The sequence below is a fragment of the Novosphingobium umbonatum genome, assembly GCF_004005905.1.
GTDB classification, from domain to species: Bacteria; Pseudomonadota; Alphaproteobacteria; order Sphingomonadales; family Sphingomonadaceae; genus Novosphingobium; species Novosphingobium umbonatum.
The window spans coordinates 251,546-268,986 of sequence record NZ_SACO01000004.1 but is presented as its reverse complement, the minus strand read 5'-3'; the positions used below and the strand labels follow the sequence as shown (position 1 = coordinate 268,986).

The window sequence follows — 17,441 nt, the reverse complement described above, 5'->3', positions numbered from 1 at the left end:
AAGCCTATGCAGGGTCTATTTCAATTATCGGTTTAGTTATGCACTTTCTCTATGATACACGGGGCCCATGGATATTCGCCAACTCCGTCGTTTCCTGACCGTGGCCGAACTGGGCAGCTTTAACCGTGCGGCGCAGGTGCTGTCGGTGTCCCAGCCCTCGCTTACCCGCTCGATCCAGATGCTGGAGGCGGAACTCGACGCGCGCCTGTTCGAGCGCGGCGCCCATGGTGCGCAATTGACCGCTATGGGCGAGGAATTGCTGCCCCGCGCGCGGGTGATCCTGATCGAGCGGGATCGGGCCATGGCCGCGCTTGCCTCTTTGCGCGGCGGCGGCGCGACAGAAAGGCTGGCGGTGGGCAGCGATGTGGCCTTTGCCACGCGGCGCTTGCCCGATGCGCTGGCCCTGATGGCGCGGGAGGACCCGCAGGCCTGCTTCCATGTGGTGGAGGGCGGCACGGCCAGTCTGTTGCCCGCGCTGCGCGAGGGAAAGATCAGCCTTGTGTTGGGATCACGCGCGCCTTGGCTCGATCTGGAGGGTTTGAGTTTTGAGCCCTTGATTGAGGAGCGGGCCAGCCTCATGCTGCGCGCCGACCATCCGTTGCTGTCTGACGGAACGCCCCCTCTATCGGCCTTGGCGCAGGCGCGCTGGATTGTGCCGGATCAGGATAGTCTGGTGGAAGGCTGGTCGCAGATGTTCATCCGCCATGACCTGCCCGTGCCGCCGATCACCTTGCGGACATCCTCCCTCACGGTGATCCGCCGCGCCTTGCTCGCTGGCGATTTCCTGTGCCTTGGCGATCATTCCACCTTTGCCGAGGAATTGGACGCGGGCAGGCTGGTGGCGCTGGATGTGGATAGCCCCGCCTATACCAGACCAGCAGGCCTGTTCCGCCGCAGGGGCACTCGCCTATCAGCGCGCGAAAGAGCCTTGATCGCCGCATTGCACCAGGCGGGCTAGCGGCGGTTCGCCTGCCTTTGCACCAGATAGCGGGTGATCGGCTCGACCTGATCTTCCGGCACGGGCGCTTTATAGGTGTCGATCATCTTGCGCACTTCCTTGCGCCATTCCTCTGCCGACAGACGGGGCTGCACCAGCACCATCGCAGGCGAATGGCAGGCGCGGCAATGGTCGTTCAACGCCTCCACGCCTGCGGCGGCGGGATAGGTCTGGTCAAAATCCTGCGGGATGGAGACGCTGACATTGTGCAGGGTCTGGAGCGGCTTTGGCGCGGGTTTTGCGGCCCAGACCGGCGCGGATGCCACCAGCGCCGCCATGGCCAATAGTTGAGCCTTCATGCCCGTTTCTCCGCATGGATGGTGACCGTCTCCACCCCGGCGCGCATATAGCCGTTGGGGTTCCAGTTCATCGTCAAAGGCTGGCTGATGCCTTTCGTGTTGGTGCAGCGGCAGAGGATTTTTACCACTCCCTCGGGCAGGTTCACCTGATGGGTAAAGCGCCGGAAGCTATAGGGGCCAAGATCCTTGCCTAACGTCGCCAAGTTCCAGTGCTCGCCACCATCGATAGAGATTTCCACCTTCTCCACCCCGCAATCGCCGCCCATGGCGATGCCGGACAGGGTAAGCGGGGTTCCGGCCCTGACCTTCTGCCCCTCGGCCAGATTGGTGAGCAGCGAGCGCGGCACCATGCGGCTGATCGGTTCCTTGGGGAAATCAGCGGTGCCCGGTGCCACATGGCCAAAGGGCGTTGCGGGCACCTGATAGGCCTTGGCCATCCAGAAATTGCTGTCCTTGGCGGGCAGCACTTCAATATCGGACAGCATCTTGATCCAATAGGTCGAATACCATCCCGGCACCACCAGACGCAGCGGGAAACCATTGAGCAGCGGCAGCGGCTCGCCATTCATGGCAAAGGCGATCATCACCTCGCCATCGCAGGCATGGTCGACGCTCAAGGATTTGAGGAATTTGGGCGCTTCGGCCACCATCGCCTCGTCCAGCCCGCCAAAGCGCACATCCACCGCGCCTGCCTTCACCCCCGCACGGGCCAGCACGTCGCGCAGGCGCACGCCGGTCCAGCGGGCATTGCCCATCGCGCCATGGCCCCATTCGGCCCCTGCCACCGATGGCTGGAACATCCCGCGCGAATTGCCCGAACATTGGTTGACCGCGACAACTTCAATCCGCTCGAAGCCATGGAGCAAGTCATGCAGGGTGAATTCCACCTCGCGTTCGACATGGCCGCGGATTTTCAGGCGGAATGCGTCTACATCCACGCTTTCGGGAATATTGCCCCAATGCCAGCGGACATAGAACTGGTCATTGGGGGTCAAGATATGCTGGTCAAAAACCGCCATCGGCGTTTCCAGCAGGGGAGGGCGCATCCTTTGCAGGATCATCTCGCCCTTTTGCGGGAAGGCCCTGGTCAAAGGGCGCAGCGAGGGCTTATCCGGCAGGCCCAGATCGACCATGCGCGGTTTCGCCGCACCTTTGGCCCATAATGCAGGCGCCAAGGCGGCACTGATCCCGCCCAGCGCCGCGCCTTGCAGCCATTTGCGCCGCGAGAGGGTCGATTTTGATGGGCTCATCGGAAAAAGGCTCCTGTCGCGGCGAAAGGGAGGAGGGGCGGTCGATGCCCCTCCAGACTTAGATGGTCAGCGGGCCATGGCTAATATGCGGCAAGACATGGCGGGCAAACAGATCGGCTTCCTGCGCATGGGGATAGCCCGACAGGATGAAGGCCTCGATCCCTTCGGCCTGATAGGCGCGCAGCTTGGCCAGCACCTGATCGGGCGTACCGATGATCGCCGCGCCGCAGCCGGACCGAGCCCGTCCGATGCCCGTCCACAGATTGTCCTCGACATAGCCATCATTGCCCGCAGCCTGCCGCAATTCGGCCTGGCGTTGCACACCAAAATTCTGGGCGTCCAGCGACTTTTCGCGGATAGCGCGGCCTGCCTCATCATCCAGCTTGGACAGCAGGCGGGTGGCATAGGCGCGGGCTTCATCCTCGGTTTCACGCACGATAACATGGGCGCGATAGCCGAATTTCAGGCTGCGGCCAAAGCGGGCGGCGCGGGCCTTCATATCGGCGATGGTTTCGCGCACCTTGTCCATCGTGTCGGGCCACATCAGATAGACATCGCAGCCCTCGGCGGCGCATTCCCGCGCCTCATGGCTAAGCCCGCCGAAATAGAAGGCAGGGGCCTTGCCCGAGATGGTGGTGATGCGCGGGGGATCGAGCTTCAACTTGTAAAACTCGCCCTCGTGGTCCAGCGATTGGCCGTTGAGCAGGGTGCGGACAATCTTCATCACCTCGGTCGCGCGGGCATAGCGTGGCCCCGATGCCATGGTTTCACCGGGCATGTCGGAGGAGATGATATTGACGTTCAAACGCCCGCCCGTTCCCGCCGCATTCGGGCCAAGGATACGGTCCAGCGTGGCGATGCGGCGCGCCAGTTGTGGGGGCCAATCCTCGCCGATGCGCGTGGCCCAGAGCAGCTTGATCCGGCGCACCTGTGTGGCCACGGCGGCGGCAAAGGCGGTGGTGTCCAGCCCCAGATTATAGCCCGAGGGCAGCAGGATATTGTCGAAGCCGCCTTCCTCGGCGCGCAGGACGATGTTGCGGCAATGCTCCCAGCTGGATTTCAGATAGGGGTCATGCACGCCCAGAAATTCATAGTCATCGTCACAAAGGGCCGAAAACCATGCGATTTCGCATTGTTGGTCTTGCTCGCTCATGGCAGCTTCTCTCCTCTCGCGGCGACCAGCACCGCATACCATTCTTCCCGGCTCCATTGGACCGAAAGGGCGCTGGCCCCCTCGGCGATGCGGGCAGGGTTTTGTGAACCGATAATGGGGATAATTCCGGCAGGATGCGCCATCAGCCAGCTATAGGCGGCCACCGTGCGCGAAATGCCGCGATCCTTGGCCACCACGTCCAGCGCGGCGGCAATCGCTTCTTCACGCGGCGTTTCGGGCGCGGCCAATCGCCCGCCACCCAGCGGCGACCATGCCAGCGGAGTGAGGCCCAGCATCATCGCTTGATCCAGCTCGCCATTTTCAAAACAGGTGATGCGCAGCGGGCTGATTTCCGGCTGCGTCACCACCAGCTTGTTGGTGAGGAAATGGTTGAGCGCGGCCACTTGCGCGCAGGTGAAATTGGATACGCCCAACTGGCGGATCTTGCCCGCCGCCACGGCTTCGTCCAGCACTCGAGCCACATCTGCCGGATGGGCCAGAATGTCGGGACGGTGGACCTGATAGAGGTCGATCACCTCCACTTGCAAGCGGCGCAGCGAAGCGTCAATCGCGGCGGACAGATAGGCGGGCGACTGGTCATAGGGCAAAGGCGGCATGATCCCGCCCTTGGAGGCCAGCACAAAACGGCTGCGCAGCGAGGGATCGGCGGCGATCACCTCGCCCAGCAAGGCCTCGGCATCGCCAAAGCCATTCGCCCCGTCAAAGCCGTAGATGTCAGCCGTGTCCAGCAGCGTAATCCCTGCATCCAGCGCGGCATGGACCAGAGCGGCAGCCTCTTTCACGCCACGCCCGCCTTCGGCAAGGCGCCACATGCCCCATGCCATGGGCGAAACAGACAGGTCGGATTGGCCCAGCGCGCGTTGGGCAGGGGGAAGGGGCAATTGGCTCATGGGTTCTTCCTGAAAGGCGCCGCAACCGAGGCGCGTTCGACAAGCGTATGGGGCAGGCGGCGATGGGTGATATCGCCGCCCGAAACGAGAATTTCCGTGGCGGTATGCGCCAGTTCGGACATGGGTTGATGGATCGTGGTCAGCGCGGGCCATACAGTGCGGGCAAGGGTCGTATCGTCAAACCCCACCACGGAAAGCTGTTCGGGCAGGCTGAGCCCCCTGCTATGCGCCACGGCCAGCACACCGGCGGCCATATCGTCATTGGCGGCGAAAATGGCGCTGGGCGGGTTGGCCATGTCCAGCAACATACCGCCAGCCACATTGCCGCTTTCAAAATCAAACGCGCCCGGCATGACCAGTTGCGGTTCAAAGGCGATCCCCGCACGGTCCAGCGCGCGGCGATAGCCGAACAAGCGGTCATCGCTGGACATATGGTTGGGGTGGCCTTTGATAAAGCCGATCCGCCGATGGCCCATATTGATCAGATGGGTGGTCATGTCATCGGCGGCCTGCGCGTCATCCATGAACACCGATGAGGTGAGCGCATGGTTGGTACCGGGCGAAATGCGCACGAAGGGAATGTCCAGCGCGTCCAGCGCCTGCAACACGCCGACGCAATCGGTGACGGGCGAGGACAGGATGATCCCGTCGACATGGGTTTCCCCCACCAGCCCGCGCACCTGATCACCCACTTGGGGGTCGGCCACATCCACTGGCTGCGCGATCAGGCGGATGCCATGCGCTTTGCAATAGTCCCAGCAGCCCTTCTGGATCTGAAACATGTAATAGGGGCTGTGGTTGTCGTAAATCAGGGCGATCTGGTTGGATTTGGAGCCGGTGAGAATGCGCGCGGCGATGCTGGGGCGAAATTCCAGCTCTTTCATCGCCTTTTCAACCTTTTCGCGCATGGCCGCGCTGACATAGGGATGGCCGTTCAGCACACGGCTGACCGTTTTTACCGCCACGCCTGCCAAGGCTGCCACATCACGAATATTGGCCCGCTCGCTCATCCCGCCATGATCCCCTGCATTGCGGCAAACAACGGCGCAAAGGCGCTGTCTGTCCGATAGAAGACAGGAGGATGCCCAATGGGCGCGGCAATGTCATGGGTCCCGCAAACGTAATCAATGCCGGTCCATGCATGGCGCCACGATCCTTCACCCGGCAGCACGACGCGGCGGCTTGTCGCGCCCTGCTCGATAACGGGAGCCACCAACAAGTCGGCGCCATAGAGGAACTGGTCCTGAACCGCATAGAGGCTGCTGTCCTCCGGATAATGCAGGAACAGCGGGCGCTGGGCGGGCAGGCCGGTCGCGAGTGCTTCGTCGCAAAGGTGGCGCACATAGGGGGCCAGATGCGCGTGCAACCTGCTCCAGCGGGCAAAGCAGGCCAGCAATTCGGGCGTGGAATCATATTGCAGATTGTCGTCGGGCCGGTTGCCCTCATGGCTGCGCATCACGGGGGCAAAGGCGGCCAGTTCGCACCAGCGCTGCATCAGTTCGACGCTGCGTATATTGCCGTGGAGCGAGGTGTAGCCGCCGCAATCGGAATGGCTATAGGCATTGCCGACCAGACCTGCGGAAAGCGCGGCGGTGATCACGGTGCCGATCCCGTCATGGCGGGTGAAGTCCACCGATTGATCCCCCGCCCACAGCAGCGGGCAATGGGCCGAAACGCCGCTGAAACCGGCGCGCATGAAGAACACCGCCTCGCCCTGCTTGCCGCGCATGGCCGCCGCGTCATCATTGACCTGCGCCCATAGCAGGGGCCAGAGATTATGCGCCTCCATCGCATCCATTCCATTGGCAAGGCGGACATCAGTGGGCAAATATTCGCCGAAATCGGCCATCCAGCCATCAATGCCAATATCGAGCATTTCTTCACACAGGATGCGGCGGGCGAACCATTCCCGGCTTTCCGCGCGGGTGAAATCCAGCACGCCACAGTCAAATTCGCCGAAATCGACCAGATAGGGTTCCTCCGCGTCCAGCCTGCGGCACAGGTGACCCTCGGCCAAAGCCTCCTGATAGAGCGCGCCATCGACGGCCAGATAGGGGTTGGCATAGGCCAGAAAGCGGATGCCGCGTTCGTTCAGCGCCTTGATGCGGGCGGGAAGGTCGGGGTAGCGGGTTTCATGGCGCTGCCAATCCCAGAACAGACGGCGGCCAAAGCTGGTTTCGCGGATGCCGGCCCAATCCTCACACCACAGGCCGGAGACGGCAGCGCCTGCATCGATAAAGGCTTCAAGCCGGTCAAAGCTTTTCTCGCCCTGTTTCAGCCCGACAATTGCCCCGCCAATCGCCCAATCGGGCAGGGCGCGTGGACGGCCAAAGCGGGTGGACAGCTGGCTGACCAGATCTTGCGGCCCATCGGCGGCGAAGAGCTCAAACCGCACCTTGGGGGACCAGACTTCGAAACTATGGCGCGTCTGGTCGCAGGCGTCGATCACGCTATAGCTGGTGCTATCCAAATGGATTGCCAGCCAGCGCGAGGTGAGCAAAGTGGGCTGGGGGTAATTGGTGTTCCAATAGTCGCCGCCCGCCATGCCGGTTTCATCCATGATGCGGGTCAGATCGGTGCTTTTATCACGCCCCACGCCGGGCTCGCTGGTCCACATGGGGTAGCGGCGGCCGTTGAGCGCGAGATAGCTCATCTGTTCGCCGCCGCCCCAGATGGTTTCATCAGGCTCGGCGTGGAAATGGACCCAGATACGGTCATGGCCTGCGGTCAAGGCCTCGATCGCCACGGCGGCAGGGGCTAGTGTGAGGCGAGCGACGGGCGCGCTGTCGCGTAGCAGCAGGATGGAATCGCCCTCGACCTGCCATGCGTTCGGTGCGGTGACATCGGCGGGCGCATCCTCGATCCGGAAATTGCCGCGATACATCTCCACTCGGGCATCGCCGCGCGCTGTGACCAGCGCAGGACAGGAAGGGCTATGGCGCAGCAAGGTGCGGCCAGCGAAATCCAGCTGAAAACCGTCTTCAAACGTGGAAATTTGCACCTGCATCGCTCGTCCCAACCATGAATTTGTCGCGGGTCGGTTTGGCCTGACCTCATGTGACACCGCTTGACATATCGCGGCATGGAGGGCAAATCAACCGGCAATCGCAAGGAAAAATGCGAGAGGGAGAAACCATGGCGGTGAGAGGGCAAAAAGGCCCTCCATGCGCGTTTGGGGAGGAATAGATATGAAATCAAAGGCATATTTGCTTGGATGCTTGCCACTGTTTGCGCTGGGCAGCGCGCAGGCCTTGGCGCAGCAAGCCGCAGATTCGCCATCCTCGGGCGAAATCGTCGTAACCGCGCAAAAGCGCTCGGAGTCGCTGCATAGCGTTCCTCTGGCGGTTTCCGTGGTCAGCGGCGCGGCGCTTTCCGCAGCAGCCCGCCCCAGCATCGAGAGCGCAACCCAGTTGGTGCCCGCGCTCAATTTCCAGAAATCGGGGACAACGCTCAATCAAACCATCTATTTGCGCGGCGTCGGCACGGCCACTTTCTCCATCGCGGGCGAGCCTTCGGTCTCCACCGTTGTCGATGGCGTGGTCTATGCCCGTTCGGGCGAGGCCTTCAGCGATTTGGTGGATATTGCCCAATTGGAAGTGCTGCGCGGGCCGCAGGGCACGTTGTTTGGCAAGAATGCCAGCGCGGGCGTGATCAACATCACCAGCCAGATGCCCAAAAACGAGTTTTCCGGCAGCGTTGAAGCCAATTATTTCGAAGGCAATGAATGGCGCGTCAAGGGCGCGGTCAATGTGCCGATGAGCCAGAACCTGTCGGCGCGCTTTACCGCTTTTGCCAGTGGCTATGACGGCAATATCTACAATATCGCCACCAAGTCCAAGGTGAATGGCTATGACCATGTCGGTGGTCGCGCCCAATTCCTCTACAACCCCGGCAATGGCGTCAAAATCTATGTTGCCGCCGATTATCATCGCAACAATGACAATTGCTGCGCCGATGTGATCGCCACCGGTCCGTTGACCGCCGCGGGCCTGCCTTCCACCAGCCTTGCCTTTAACGCCCTGCCCACGCCCAAGGGCGCCAAGACGCGGATGATCAACCAGAATCTAGTGACCAGCACGCAGGAAGATGGCTGGGGCATTTCCGGTCAGGCCGATATTGATGTGGGCAGCCATACGGTTACCAGCATCACGGCCTATCGTGAATGGAACAATACTGAAATCCGCGATGGCGACTGGCTGGACCGCGCCTATGTCGGCTTTAACCAACTGCATGATAATGGCCCGCAAAAGTCCAACACTTTCAGCCAGGAATTGCGCCTGACCTCGCCTGCGGGGAAAACATTCTCCTATGTGCTGGGCGCCTATTACTCGCGCGCTTTTTCCGAGCGGATTTTTACCCGCAAGGATGAGGTCTGCACCGCCACCGCGACGGCACCCAGCGGCGTGTTGATCCCCTGTGGCAGCAGCAATGCCAATGCCTCCACCTTCCCCACGGGGACGGCGGATTTCGGGTCGACCTTCAACAATTTCGCTCTGTTCGGCCAAAGCACGCTCAAACTGACCGATCAGGTGCGGGTTGTCGGCGGCTTGCGCTATACGCATGACAAGCTGGATGTGTTCCACAGCCGCAGCACCACGCTGGCCGGTCCGGGGATCAACGGCAATTTCGATCAGGGCGTGTATGACACGGGCGTTTCCAACGGCGTGCCTTTCCGTACCGGCATTTCCAAGGACAATATCTCGGGCAAGATTGTGTTGCAGGGCGATCTCAGCCGCGATGTGATGGCCTATGCCAGCTATGCGCGGGGCTATAAGGGGCCGGCCTATAATATCTTCTTCAACCTGACCGCTACGGGCACCAATTCCATCGCGCCGGAAACTTCCGATGCGTTTGAAGCGGGGTTGAAGAACACTCTGTTCGGCGGGAAACTGACGCTGAACCTTGCCGGTTTCTACGCCAAATACCATAATTTTCAGGCGAATAACCCTGATCTGGTCGCAGGCGTAGTGGTCACCCGCTTTACCAATGCGGGCGAGGTTTCGACCCAAGGCGTAGAGGCGGACATGTCTTGGCGGCTTGGTCCGGATACCACGATCAGTGGCGGTCTGGCTTATACCGATGCCCATGTGGTGAATTTCTATGCCGCGCCGGGCGCCGCTGCCACGGCGATCATTCAGCCTGGCACTTCGCTGGCTTTTGCGCCGAAGTGGAAGGGCTCGCTCAGCCTCGACCATCGCTGGCGTACCGGTGGTTGGGCCGATCTGCTGTTTGGCGCTTCGGGCAATTTCCAGTCGAGCCAATTGTCGCTGTTCACCCCCAATGATGTGCAGCGCCAGATGGGCACGATTCCGGCCTATGGACTGGTCAATCTGCAAGGCGGTCTGGTGGCGCCCAGCGACAAATGGCGGGTGGTGGCGCAGGTGCGTAACCTGTTCGATCAGGCCTACGCCGCCTCGATCATCAATGGCGGACCGGGGGGCAGCTATCGCTACCAGATCCCGCGCGATGCCATGCGCTATGTGGGGATCAGCGCCAGCTATCGCTTCTGATTGAAACTTCAGCAAAAAATGAAGGGGCGCTGCCGTTTGGCCTGCGCCCCTTTCCTTATGCCGCCTCCAGCTTGGGCACCACCAGATGGATCCAGCCCAGAGCCAGCAGATAGGCCGAACCGCAAAGGGCGAACATCGGCGTATAGCCCAACCCGTTGGACAGTGACCAACCGGCCAGTTCGATCACACCCATGCCCGCCAGATTGCCCATCACCGCGCCCAAGGCGATGACGCTGGCCATGCGGTGGGCCGGCACGATGTCGCTGGCCATGCCAAAGATGTTGGTGGAAAAGCCTTGATGGGCAAACAGGCCAAGCCCGATCAGACCTGCCGCCACCCACACATTGCTGGTCAACAGCGCCAATGGCATGGCCAGCACCACCAGTGCAAAGAATAGCATCGAGCGTTTGCGCGCGGCGTTCAGGTCATAGCCAGCGCGTCGCAAGCGCGGGAACAGCGCGCCCGAGGTCAGCGCTCCCGCCGCCGCCAGCGAGAAGATGATCGCCACCGGAAGACCCAATCGCGCCTGTGACATGCCGAAAACGCGGTTGAAAAAATCGGGCATCCAGAACAGCACGAACCACCAGACACCGTCGGTCAGAAACTTGCCGCCGAAAATGGCCCAACTGCTGCGCGCGCTCAGCAATTCGCCCCAATTGACGGGCGCTTTTTCAGCCACATGGACTACCGGTTCCAGCGATCGGGTGCCCCACCACCATGCAATTAGCCAGATTAGTCCCAGACCGCCCGTGACGATAAAGGCTGCTTTCCAGCCAAAGGCCAATGCAAAAGGCGGGATAATCAATGGTGTAAGGATGGCGCCGATATTAGGCGCGGTGTTGATGATCCCCAGCGCCTGATTGCGCCGATCGGGCGTCAGATAGAGGGTCGCCGATTTGACCCCTGCAGGCGTGCTGACGGTCTCACCAATGGCCAGCACCACGCGGGCGGTGATAAATTGCTGCACATTGGCGGCAAAGGCATGGGCCATGCCGGCAAGGCTCCAGACCGTAACCGCCAGACCATAGGCGACGCGCACACCCAGTCGGTCAATGAACCAGCCCACAAAGACCAGCGCACTGGCCGCGGCAAATTGGAAGGCGGAGCCGAGATGGGCGAAATCCCCATCATTCCAATGGAAAGTGGCCTGTAATGTGGGTTTGAGCAGCGCGACCACCTGTCGGTCGACGTAATTGAGCGCATTGCCCGCAAACAATAGCGCGACCAATCCGATGGTCGCGGCAGAGGAAGCCCGCTTGGCGGCAGGTTTCATGGCTGATCTCTCCCCAGATGAGGCGTGTCCGGCACGCTTTACGCTTGCACATTAGCGTCTCTGCGGGATAAGGAAAGTGCGTTGTGACACCGAAGGACAGATTCTCGGTCGCGACTCTACGCCCAAAGCGCTGACAACATAATCGGATGGGGAAGATGCAAGACAAACCGGCACAAACCGATGCCAAGGATGCAGCGCCGCTGTGGGCGGGTGACCTGTTCGGCGAAACCCATCTGGCCCCCACCGCGCCCGCGCCGCCCGCCAAATGGCGGCAATTGATGCCCGGCATTGCGATCAGCGCGATTGTCAGCGCCGCAGGGGCGTGGTTTTCCGACCATTATGGCATGCCGATCATTTTGATGGGTCTGATCCTCGGCTTGGCCATGCAATTTGTTTCGGCCGATCCGCGCACTGCGGCGGGGCTGGAATTTGTGGGACGCAGCTGTCTGCGTTGGGGCATTGTCCTGCTGGGGTTTCAAGTCACTTTGTCGGAGATCGGAGCCTTGGGGATGGGGCCATTTGCGGCCCTGCTGGTGGTGATGGCGGCGGCGATTGTCGCGGCGCTGGTGGGCGCAAGGTTCGCGCGGCAGGGGCTGGCGATCGGCATTCTGGCCGGAGGAGCCACCGCCATTTGCGGGGCGTCCGCCGCGCTGGCGCTTTATGGCGTGGTGGGGCGCGAAAGGGTCAGTCAGGCGCAATTCACGCTGACCCTGGTGGTGGTTTCCGTGGCCAGCGCCTTGGCCATGACGATTTATCCCGAATTGGCGCGCCTTGCCCATTTCGACGCGCGACAGGCCGGTTTTTTGACCGGCGCCGCCATCCATGATGTCGCCCAGTCGATTGGCGGTGGCTATGCTGTGTCCAACGCGGCGGGCGCGGCGGCGACTGTGGTGAAATTGACCCGTGTCGCCTTGCTTGGCCCTTTGGTGGCGTTGGCGGCGGTGGCGATAGAGCGTTTCGATGCACGCGGCCAAAGCGTTTCGCCTTGGAAAGCTTTGGCTTTGCCGCCCTTTATTCTGGCCTTTCTGGCGCTGGTTGTGGCCCATTCCCTGATCGCGGTGCCGGTGGTGATTGCGGCCAATGCCTTGCTGCTGTCCAAAGGCTTGCTGTTGCTGGCGGTGACGGCCACCGCCATGCGCACCCGTACCGATCTCATCCTGCAATTGGGCTGGACCTCGGTGCTGCCGGTGCTGGCGGCGACCGCCACCAGTTTTGTGGTGGCTTTCGGCTTTGCCTGGTGGGTGATCTAGACAAATCGGAGAAGGGGTAATGCCAGCATGGCCGCCATGCCCAGCATCGTTACCCCGACTAGGCCATCCAGCACGCGCCACGCCAGCGGGCGGGCAAACACGGGCTGGAGCAAGCGGGCGCCATAGCCCAGCAGCAAGAACCAGCAGGCCGAGGCCGAAGCTGCACCGGCGATGAAATGGACGCGCAACGGGGCGGGATAGGTTGCGCCTGCCGCGCCCATCAACAATACCGTATCAAGATAAACGTGGGGGTTGAGAAAGGTGAAGCCCGCCAGCGTCGCCAGCACCTGTCCCAGCCTTTGCCTTGTACCGGCGTCCGCGTTCACCGCCTCGCCTCTGGCCATGCGGTGAAAGGCCTGTACCCCGTACCAGCCCAGAAATCCGGCCCCGCCCAGTGAGAGGGCGCTGGTCAATTGCGGCATCGAGCGCAGGAAGGCCGCCACGCCGCTGACGCCCAGTGTGATCAGGCTGGCATCGGCGGCGATGCAAAAAGCGACCACGGGCCCGACATGTTGGCGCAGCAGGCCCTGGCGCAGGACAAACAGGTTTTGCGCGCCAATGGCCACAATCAGGGCCGCGCAAAGCGCAAAGCCGGCGGAGAAGGGGATAAGGATGCTGTTCATGGGCCAGCCTATGCGGGCAATCAGGTGTGAAGTGAAACTTGATCTTCTTATCCAGATGAAGCTAGGCTTCATCTATGCTCGATTATGCCGCCCTGTCCGTTGTCGCCGCCGTCCTGCGTGAAGGAACGTTCGAACGCGCCGCGGCGGTTCTGCATATTTCCCCCTCGGCCGTGTCGCAGCGGGTGCGGGCTTTGGAGGAAAGGCTGGGCGCTATCCTCGTGCTGCGTAGCCAGCCTTGCCAACCCACCCCGCTGGGGCAGCGGCTATGCGCCCATTTCGATGCGGTGCGCTTGCTGGAAGCGGATCTGGCGCCTGATCTTGGCGCTTTGGCGGCTGACAGGTTGCAGCCGGTGACGGTGAAAATCGCGGTCAATTCGGACAGTCTGGCCAGCTGGCTCGCGCCTGCTTTGGCCCAATTCGCGCAGGAGACGGGGCTGTTGGTCGAGTTAATCATGGATGACGAGGCCCATACCGCGCAAAGGTTGCGCCATGGCGAAGTGGCGGCGGCGATCACATCGGACAATGTGCCCGTACAGGGTTGCCGCAGCATCAGGCTGGGTGTCTTGCCCTATCGTGCCTGCGCCAGTCCCGCCTTTATGGCGCGCTATTTCCCCTCGGGCGTTACGGCGGATGGCTTGATCGATGCCCCCTATATGCGGTTTGACCGGCGCGATGGTTTGCAGGCTTTATGGGCGATGGAGCATCTGGGCGCGCCCTTGGGGCATCTGGTGCATTGGATACCTTCTACGCGGGCTTTTCTGGATCTGGCGCTGCGGGGCATGGCATGGGGGATGCAGCCGGAACATCTGGTGCGCTCTCATCTGGCTGCGGGGAGTTTGGTGGAATTGCGGCCCGACAGCGCCTTGGGGGTTACGCTTTACTGGACGGTCGCGCGGCTGCACGCCGATGCGCTCAAGGTGCTGACCCGCGCGGTGCGCCGTGCCGCGGGACTGGTGCTTCAGCCTTAGACTTTTGCTGCCGTCTGGCCAACCATCGCCATAGGCCGGTGACGAAAAGGAAGGCGGGCACCAGCCCGCTCACCACCGCCAGCCAGCGAGTGAACAGGCCCAAAACGCTGGCGTCATGCAGACTATGCAGCCAATTGTTGATGGTGGTGGTCGCGCCAGCCTGTTGCGCATCCTGTAGCCCCACAATCCGACCGCTGACCGGATCGATGAAGACGAAGGAGTGGGGGAAACGCGCCGATGGGTCGGCGGGGACTTTCATCCTGAATTTATAAACACCTTGCCCCATGGCGGGCGCATCAATCCACACGATCCGCGCAGAGGGCAGCGCCTTTTGCGCCAAGGCTGCGGCTTGCATGATGGTCAGGCGCGGGGCGGTGTTGGCGGGTATGGCCACTTTGGGTGCCGGATCGACGGGACCGAACATCGGGCGCAGCACTGCATTGCTCTCCTCCGGCAGAGCCAGCATCACCCCCGTCAACACCAATATGGCCAGCAGCGGCAGGCCCAGCAATCCGGCCAGCTTGTGCATATCGCGCAAACGCCGGATCAGCGCCGCGCCATGGGCATAGCGCAAGGCCTTGCCCCAGCCACCCTTTGGCCACCATGCCCATAGGCCGGTGACCATCACCAGCAGGAATATCGCCAGCCCGCCCCATCCCACGAAAGCGCGTCCCGTATCCCCGCCTAGCAATTCCATATGCAAATCATACAGCCAGGTGACCAGATAGCCGCCCCAGACCTCCTGACGCAGGACATGGCGGCCATCGGGCGAGAGCCAGACCATCACCCGATGCGCCATGGAATGGCCCTGCGTTTGCCCGCCTGCCTCGTAACGAACGGGGATGGCGCCTGCCTCGCCGGTTAGCTCAAAGCGCCATACACCCTGCCTTTCCGGCCATTGCGTCCGCAGGGTTTCCAGACCGCGATCCCAGACAGGCGATTGTGCATCCGGCGCGGGACCGCTGGATGCCACCTGAATTTCCGGATGCAGCCAACGGTCAATACTCTGGTAAAAGACCAGCGCCGATCCGGTCAGCCCCAGCAGGACAAACAGTAGACCAAGGCTCAGGCCCATCCAGAGATGGACCTGACGCACCCAATGGCGAAGGCGCTGCCCTGCCATGGCTTAGTATTTCACCCGCAGGCTGACTGTCACCGCCCGTCCTTCGCCAGGGCTATGTAGCGGTTGCGCGGGCGAGGTGGTGTCCCACCAGACATATTCGTAATAGCCATTGAACAGGTTCTTGACCGAAACCGCCGCCTCGGCATGGGGGTGGACCTGATAGGCTGCTTCGGCATTGACCAGTTGATAGCGGCCAAATTTGCCCCCATTGGCCGCGCTATTGGCGGGTGTCAGCCAATAGGAGGACTGTCCATTGGCCCAGAGCGAGAGGCGCAGGCGTGACAGGCCGGTATAATCCAGCCCGCCCGACCACAGGAATTGGGGCACATGGTCGATCTGGTTGCCGGCATATTGCGGGGTGGCCGGATCGGCGGTGACGATCACCGCCTTTTGAAACGAAACCGTGGCCCATGCCGACAGGGATGCGGCGGGCTTGCCGTTGATCTGGATATCCAGCCCGCGCCGTCTGGTCGCGCCCAGATTTTCAAAGTCGCCGGTCGGGTCGTTCAACTTGCGCTTCAATTCGCCAGAGGCATTTTGTTGCCACAGGGCAATGCGGGTCTCGAGGCGCTTGGAGGCGGCATAGCGCAGGCCCAGTTCCCAGCCCGTGTTGATCGACGGGGCCAGATTGGCCACGCGCGGCGCGATCAGATAGGCGCCCGAGCCTACCCCGATCTGGAAACTCTTGCCCCAATTGCCATAGAGGGTGACGCCATCCAAAGGCGTGGCCGCCAGCGAGATTTTGGGCTGGCTGATCGTGCCATAATCATTGATCGGCGCTTTGCTGCCGGTCAGTCGGTTTTCAAAATGGCCCGACACCTTGTCCCATCGCCAAGCGGGGGTGATTTTCAACCATGGCAGCGGTTCGACAATCGCCTGCAGATAGGCGCCGCCCACATTTAGGATGAAATGTTGGTCGCGGGTCTGGGTGACCGGCACGCGGTTGAGCGTGTTGTAACGCAGCGACACATTGTCCTGCGCCTGATAATCCCCGCCAACTTCCGCCATCAACGGCATACCGGCTAGTGTGCTGTGCCAATGCAGGGCGGCCAGCGCGCCATAATGGTTTTCGCTTGTCACACGGCGTTGCTGTGAACCGCCGCTGGAAAAGCGGACATAGCGATCATCGCGCAGCAGATTGGCATAGGCCTTGGCCGAAAAATCGATCCTGTCCGACAGGCCAGCATCCAGCGTCAGCCCATATTGCCCCATCAGGCGCCGATCACCGTCGGAGGCATTATAACCATTGGTGGCGCGTGGATCAGCCGCAGCCGTCGCGCCGGTCAGATAGCCAGCCTCTTGCGCATGGCTGATATAATGGCGGGCGCTTGCCCCCAGTCTCAGCGATTGGGACGGCGCAAAACCCCATTTCCCCGACAAGGCCAACCGGTCCAGCGCGCCATGGGCACGATAGCCCTGCGCATCGCGATAGCCGATGGAATAGTTCTGGCTGAAAGCGCCTTTCTCATGGCCCACCGCCACTTGCCCTTCATAGGTGGCAAAGCTGCCCGCGCTGGCCTTGGCATCGATGTAATTGCCGCCCGAACGGGTGATCATATTGGCGCTGCCCGCAATGGCATGCAACCCGCTGCGTGGATCGGCGGTGCCGCGCACCACTTCGATCCCGGCAATGTCCAGCGGGAACACCATGTCGATATAGGGCATATTGCCATCATTGCTGTTGGCGGGAAGGCCATCGATCAACAATTTGACCGCGTTGATCTCGCCCTCGCCATTAAAGCCGCGAAAGGAGAATTTGCCGCTGGTGCTGCCCTGGTTGAAATTGGTGACCAGAACACCGGGCAAGCGCCCGACCAGTTCCCATGCGTAATTGACGTTAGCGCTTTGCGCCAAATTGCCGCCCAGACGGTCGACCGAGGTGATGACATTGGACGAGGCGCCCGCCATGCCCCTTGCGGTCACGATAATAGGATCACCGACGTGAAAGCTGGTGTCGGTCTGGGCGGGCGCGGGTTCTTCGGCGCGGGCAGATTGCGCGAGGCAGGCGCCCATCATCATGGCGACCAGCGCCATAGGGGAGATTGTCATGAAACAGCTTTCTGGAAACTTGCGCCCTATTTTGG

Annotated in this window: 14 protein-coding genes; 4 read left to right on the top strand and 10 right to left on the bottom strand. The window is 61.8% G+C overall.

Annotated features, from left to right (window positions below; translation table 11 throughout):
- Positions 1-67: 67 nt before the first annotated feature.
- Positions 68-958 carry a LysR family transcriptional regulator gene (locus EOE18_RS07565; protein WP_127707845.1) on the top strand — a complete coding sequence of 297 codons (891 nt, stop codon included), beginning with the start codon at positions 68-70 and terminating at the stop codon, positions 956-958.
- On the opposite strand, the gene EOE18_RS07560 is transcribed toward EOE18_RS07565, so the two are convergent.
- From EOE18_RS07560 to EOE18_RS07535, 6 genes are read right to left on the bottom strand one after another with little or no spacing between them, the layout of a single operon-like run.
- Positions 955-1,296 carry a cytochrome c gene (locus tag EOE18_RS07560; protein WP_127707843.1) on the bottom strand — a complete coding sequence of 114 codons (342 nt, stop codon included), beginning with the start codon at positions 1,294-1,296 and terminating at the stop codon, positions 955-957. The genes EOE18_RS07565 and EOE18_RS07560 overlap by 4 nt on opposite strands.
- Positions 1,293-2,546 carry a molybdopterin-dependent oxidoreductase gene (locus EOE18_RS07555; RefSeq protein ID WP_127707841.1) on the bottom strand — a complete coding sequence of 418 codons (1,254 nt, stop codon included), beginning with the start codon at positions 2,544-2,546 and terminating at the stop codon, positions 1,293-1,295. Before EOE18_RS07555 ends, EOE18_RS07560 begins: the two co-directional genes overlap by 4 nt.
- 58 nt (positions 2,547-2,604) lie before the next feature.
- The gene (locus EOE18_RS07550) at positions 2,605-3,699 is read right to left on the bottom strand and encodes an LLM class flavin-dependent oxidoreductase (protein ID WP_127707839.1); all 1,095 of its coding nucleotides are present in this window, start codon (positions 3,697-3,699) and stop codon (positions 2,605-2,607) included.
- Positions 3,696-4,610, bottom strand: coding sequence for an aldo/keto reductase (locus EOE18_RS07545; protein ID WP_127707837.1), 915 nt, complete (start codon positions 4,608-4,610; stop codon positions 3,696-3,698). The genes EOE18_RS07550 and EOE18_RS07545 overlap by 4 nt, the downstream gene beginning before the upstream one ends.
- On the bottom strand, positions 4,607-5,620 hold the full coding sequence (locus EOE18_RS07540; RefSeq protein WP_127707835.1) for a LacI family DNA-binding transcriptional regulator: 1,014 nt from the start codon (positions 5,618-5,620) through the stop codon (positions 4,607-4,609). The genes EOE18_RS07545 and EOE18_RS07540 overlap by 4 nt, the downstream gene beginning before the upstream one ends.
- The gene (locus EOE18_RS07535) at positions 5,617-7,617 is read right to left on the bottom strand and encodes an alpha-glucosidase (protein ID WP_127707833.1); all 2,001 of its coding nucleotides are present in this window, start codon (positions 7,615-7,617) and stop codon (positions 5,617-5,619) included. The genes EOE18_RS07540 and EOE18_RS07535 overlap by 4 nt, the downstream gene beginning before the upstream one ends.
- Positions 7,618-7,828: 211 nt before the next feature.
- On the opposite strand from EOE18_RS07535, the gene EOE18_RS07530 reads away from it, so the two are divergent.
- On the top strand, positions 7,829-10,120 hold the full coding sequence (locus tag EOE18_RS07530) for a TonB-dependent receptor (RefSeq protein WP_246027315.1): 2,292 nt from the start codon (positions 7,829-7,831) through the stop codon (positions 10,118-10,120).
- Positions 10,121-10,175: 55 nt separating this feature from the next.
- On the opposite strand, the gene EOE18_RS07525 is transcribed toward EOE18_RS07530, so the two are convergent.
- A complete protein-coding gene (locus EOE18_RS07525) occupies positions 10,176-11,393 on the bottom strand; it encodes an MFS transporter (RefSeq protein WP_127707829.1) in 1,218 nt (405 codons plus the stop codon).
- A 155-nt stretch (positions 11,394-11,548) separates the two neighbouring features.
- Here EOE18_RS07525 and EOE18_RS07520 point away from each other — a divergent pair, with 155 nt between their 5' ends.
- Entirely contained in the window at positions 11,549-12,643 is a 1,095-nt protein-coding gene (locus EOE18_RS07520) for a YeiH family protein (RefSeq protein WP_127707827.1), read from the top strand.
- Here the strand turns inward: EOE18_RS07520 and EOE18_RS07515 are convergent.
- Positions 12,640-13,266: a LysE/ArgO family amino acid transporter gene (locus EOE18_RS07515; protein WP_127707825.1), complete on the bottom strand. Its 627-nt coding sequence runs from the start codon at positions 13,264-13,266 to the stop codon at positions 12,640-12,642. The genes EOE18_RS07520 and EOE18_RS07515 overlap by 4 nt on opposite strands.
- Positions 13,267-13,340: 74 nt before the next feature.
- On the opposite strand from EOE18_RS07515, the gene EOE18_RS07510 reads away from it, so the two are divergent.
- Positions 13,341-14,234: a LysR family transcriptional regulator ArgP gene (locus EOE18_RS07510; RefSeq protein ID WP_127707823.1), complete on the top strand. Its 894-nt coding sequence runs from the start codon at positions 13,341-13,343 to the stop codon at positions 14,232-14,234.
- Here EOE18_RS07510 and EOE18_RS07505 read toward each other — a convergent pair.
- On the bottom strand, positions 14,179-15,357 hold the full coding sequence (locus EOE18_RS07505) for a PepSY-associated TM helix domain-containing protein (protein WP_127707821.1): 1,179 nt from the start codon (positions 15,355-15,357) through the stop codon (positions 14,179-14,181). The genes EOE18_RS07510 and EOE18_RS07505 overlap by 56 nt on opposite strands.
- Before the next feature lie 3 nt (positions 15,358-15,360).
- Positions 15,361-17,406 (bottom strand): TonB-dependent receptor, encoded by a 2,046-nt coding sequence (locus EOE18_RS07500; protein ID WP_246027314.1) that lies wholly within the window; start codon positions 17,404-17,406, stop codon positions 15,361-15,363.
- Positions 17,407-17,441: the final 35 nt, after the last annotated feature.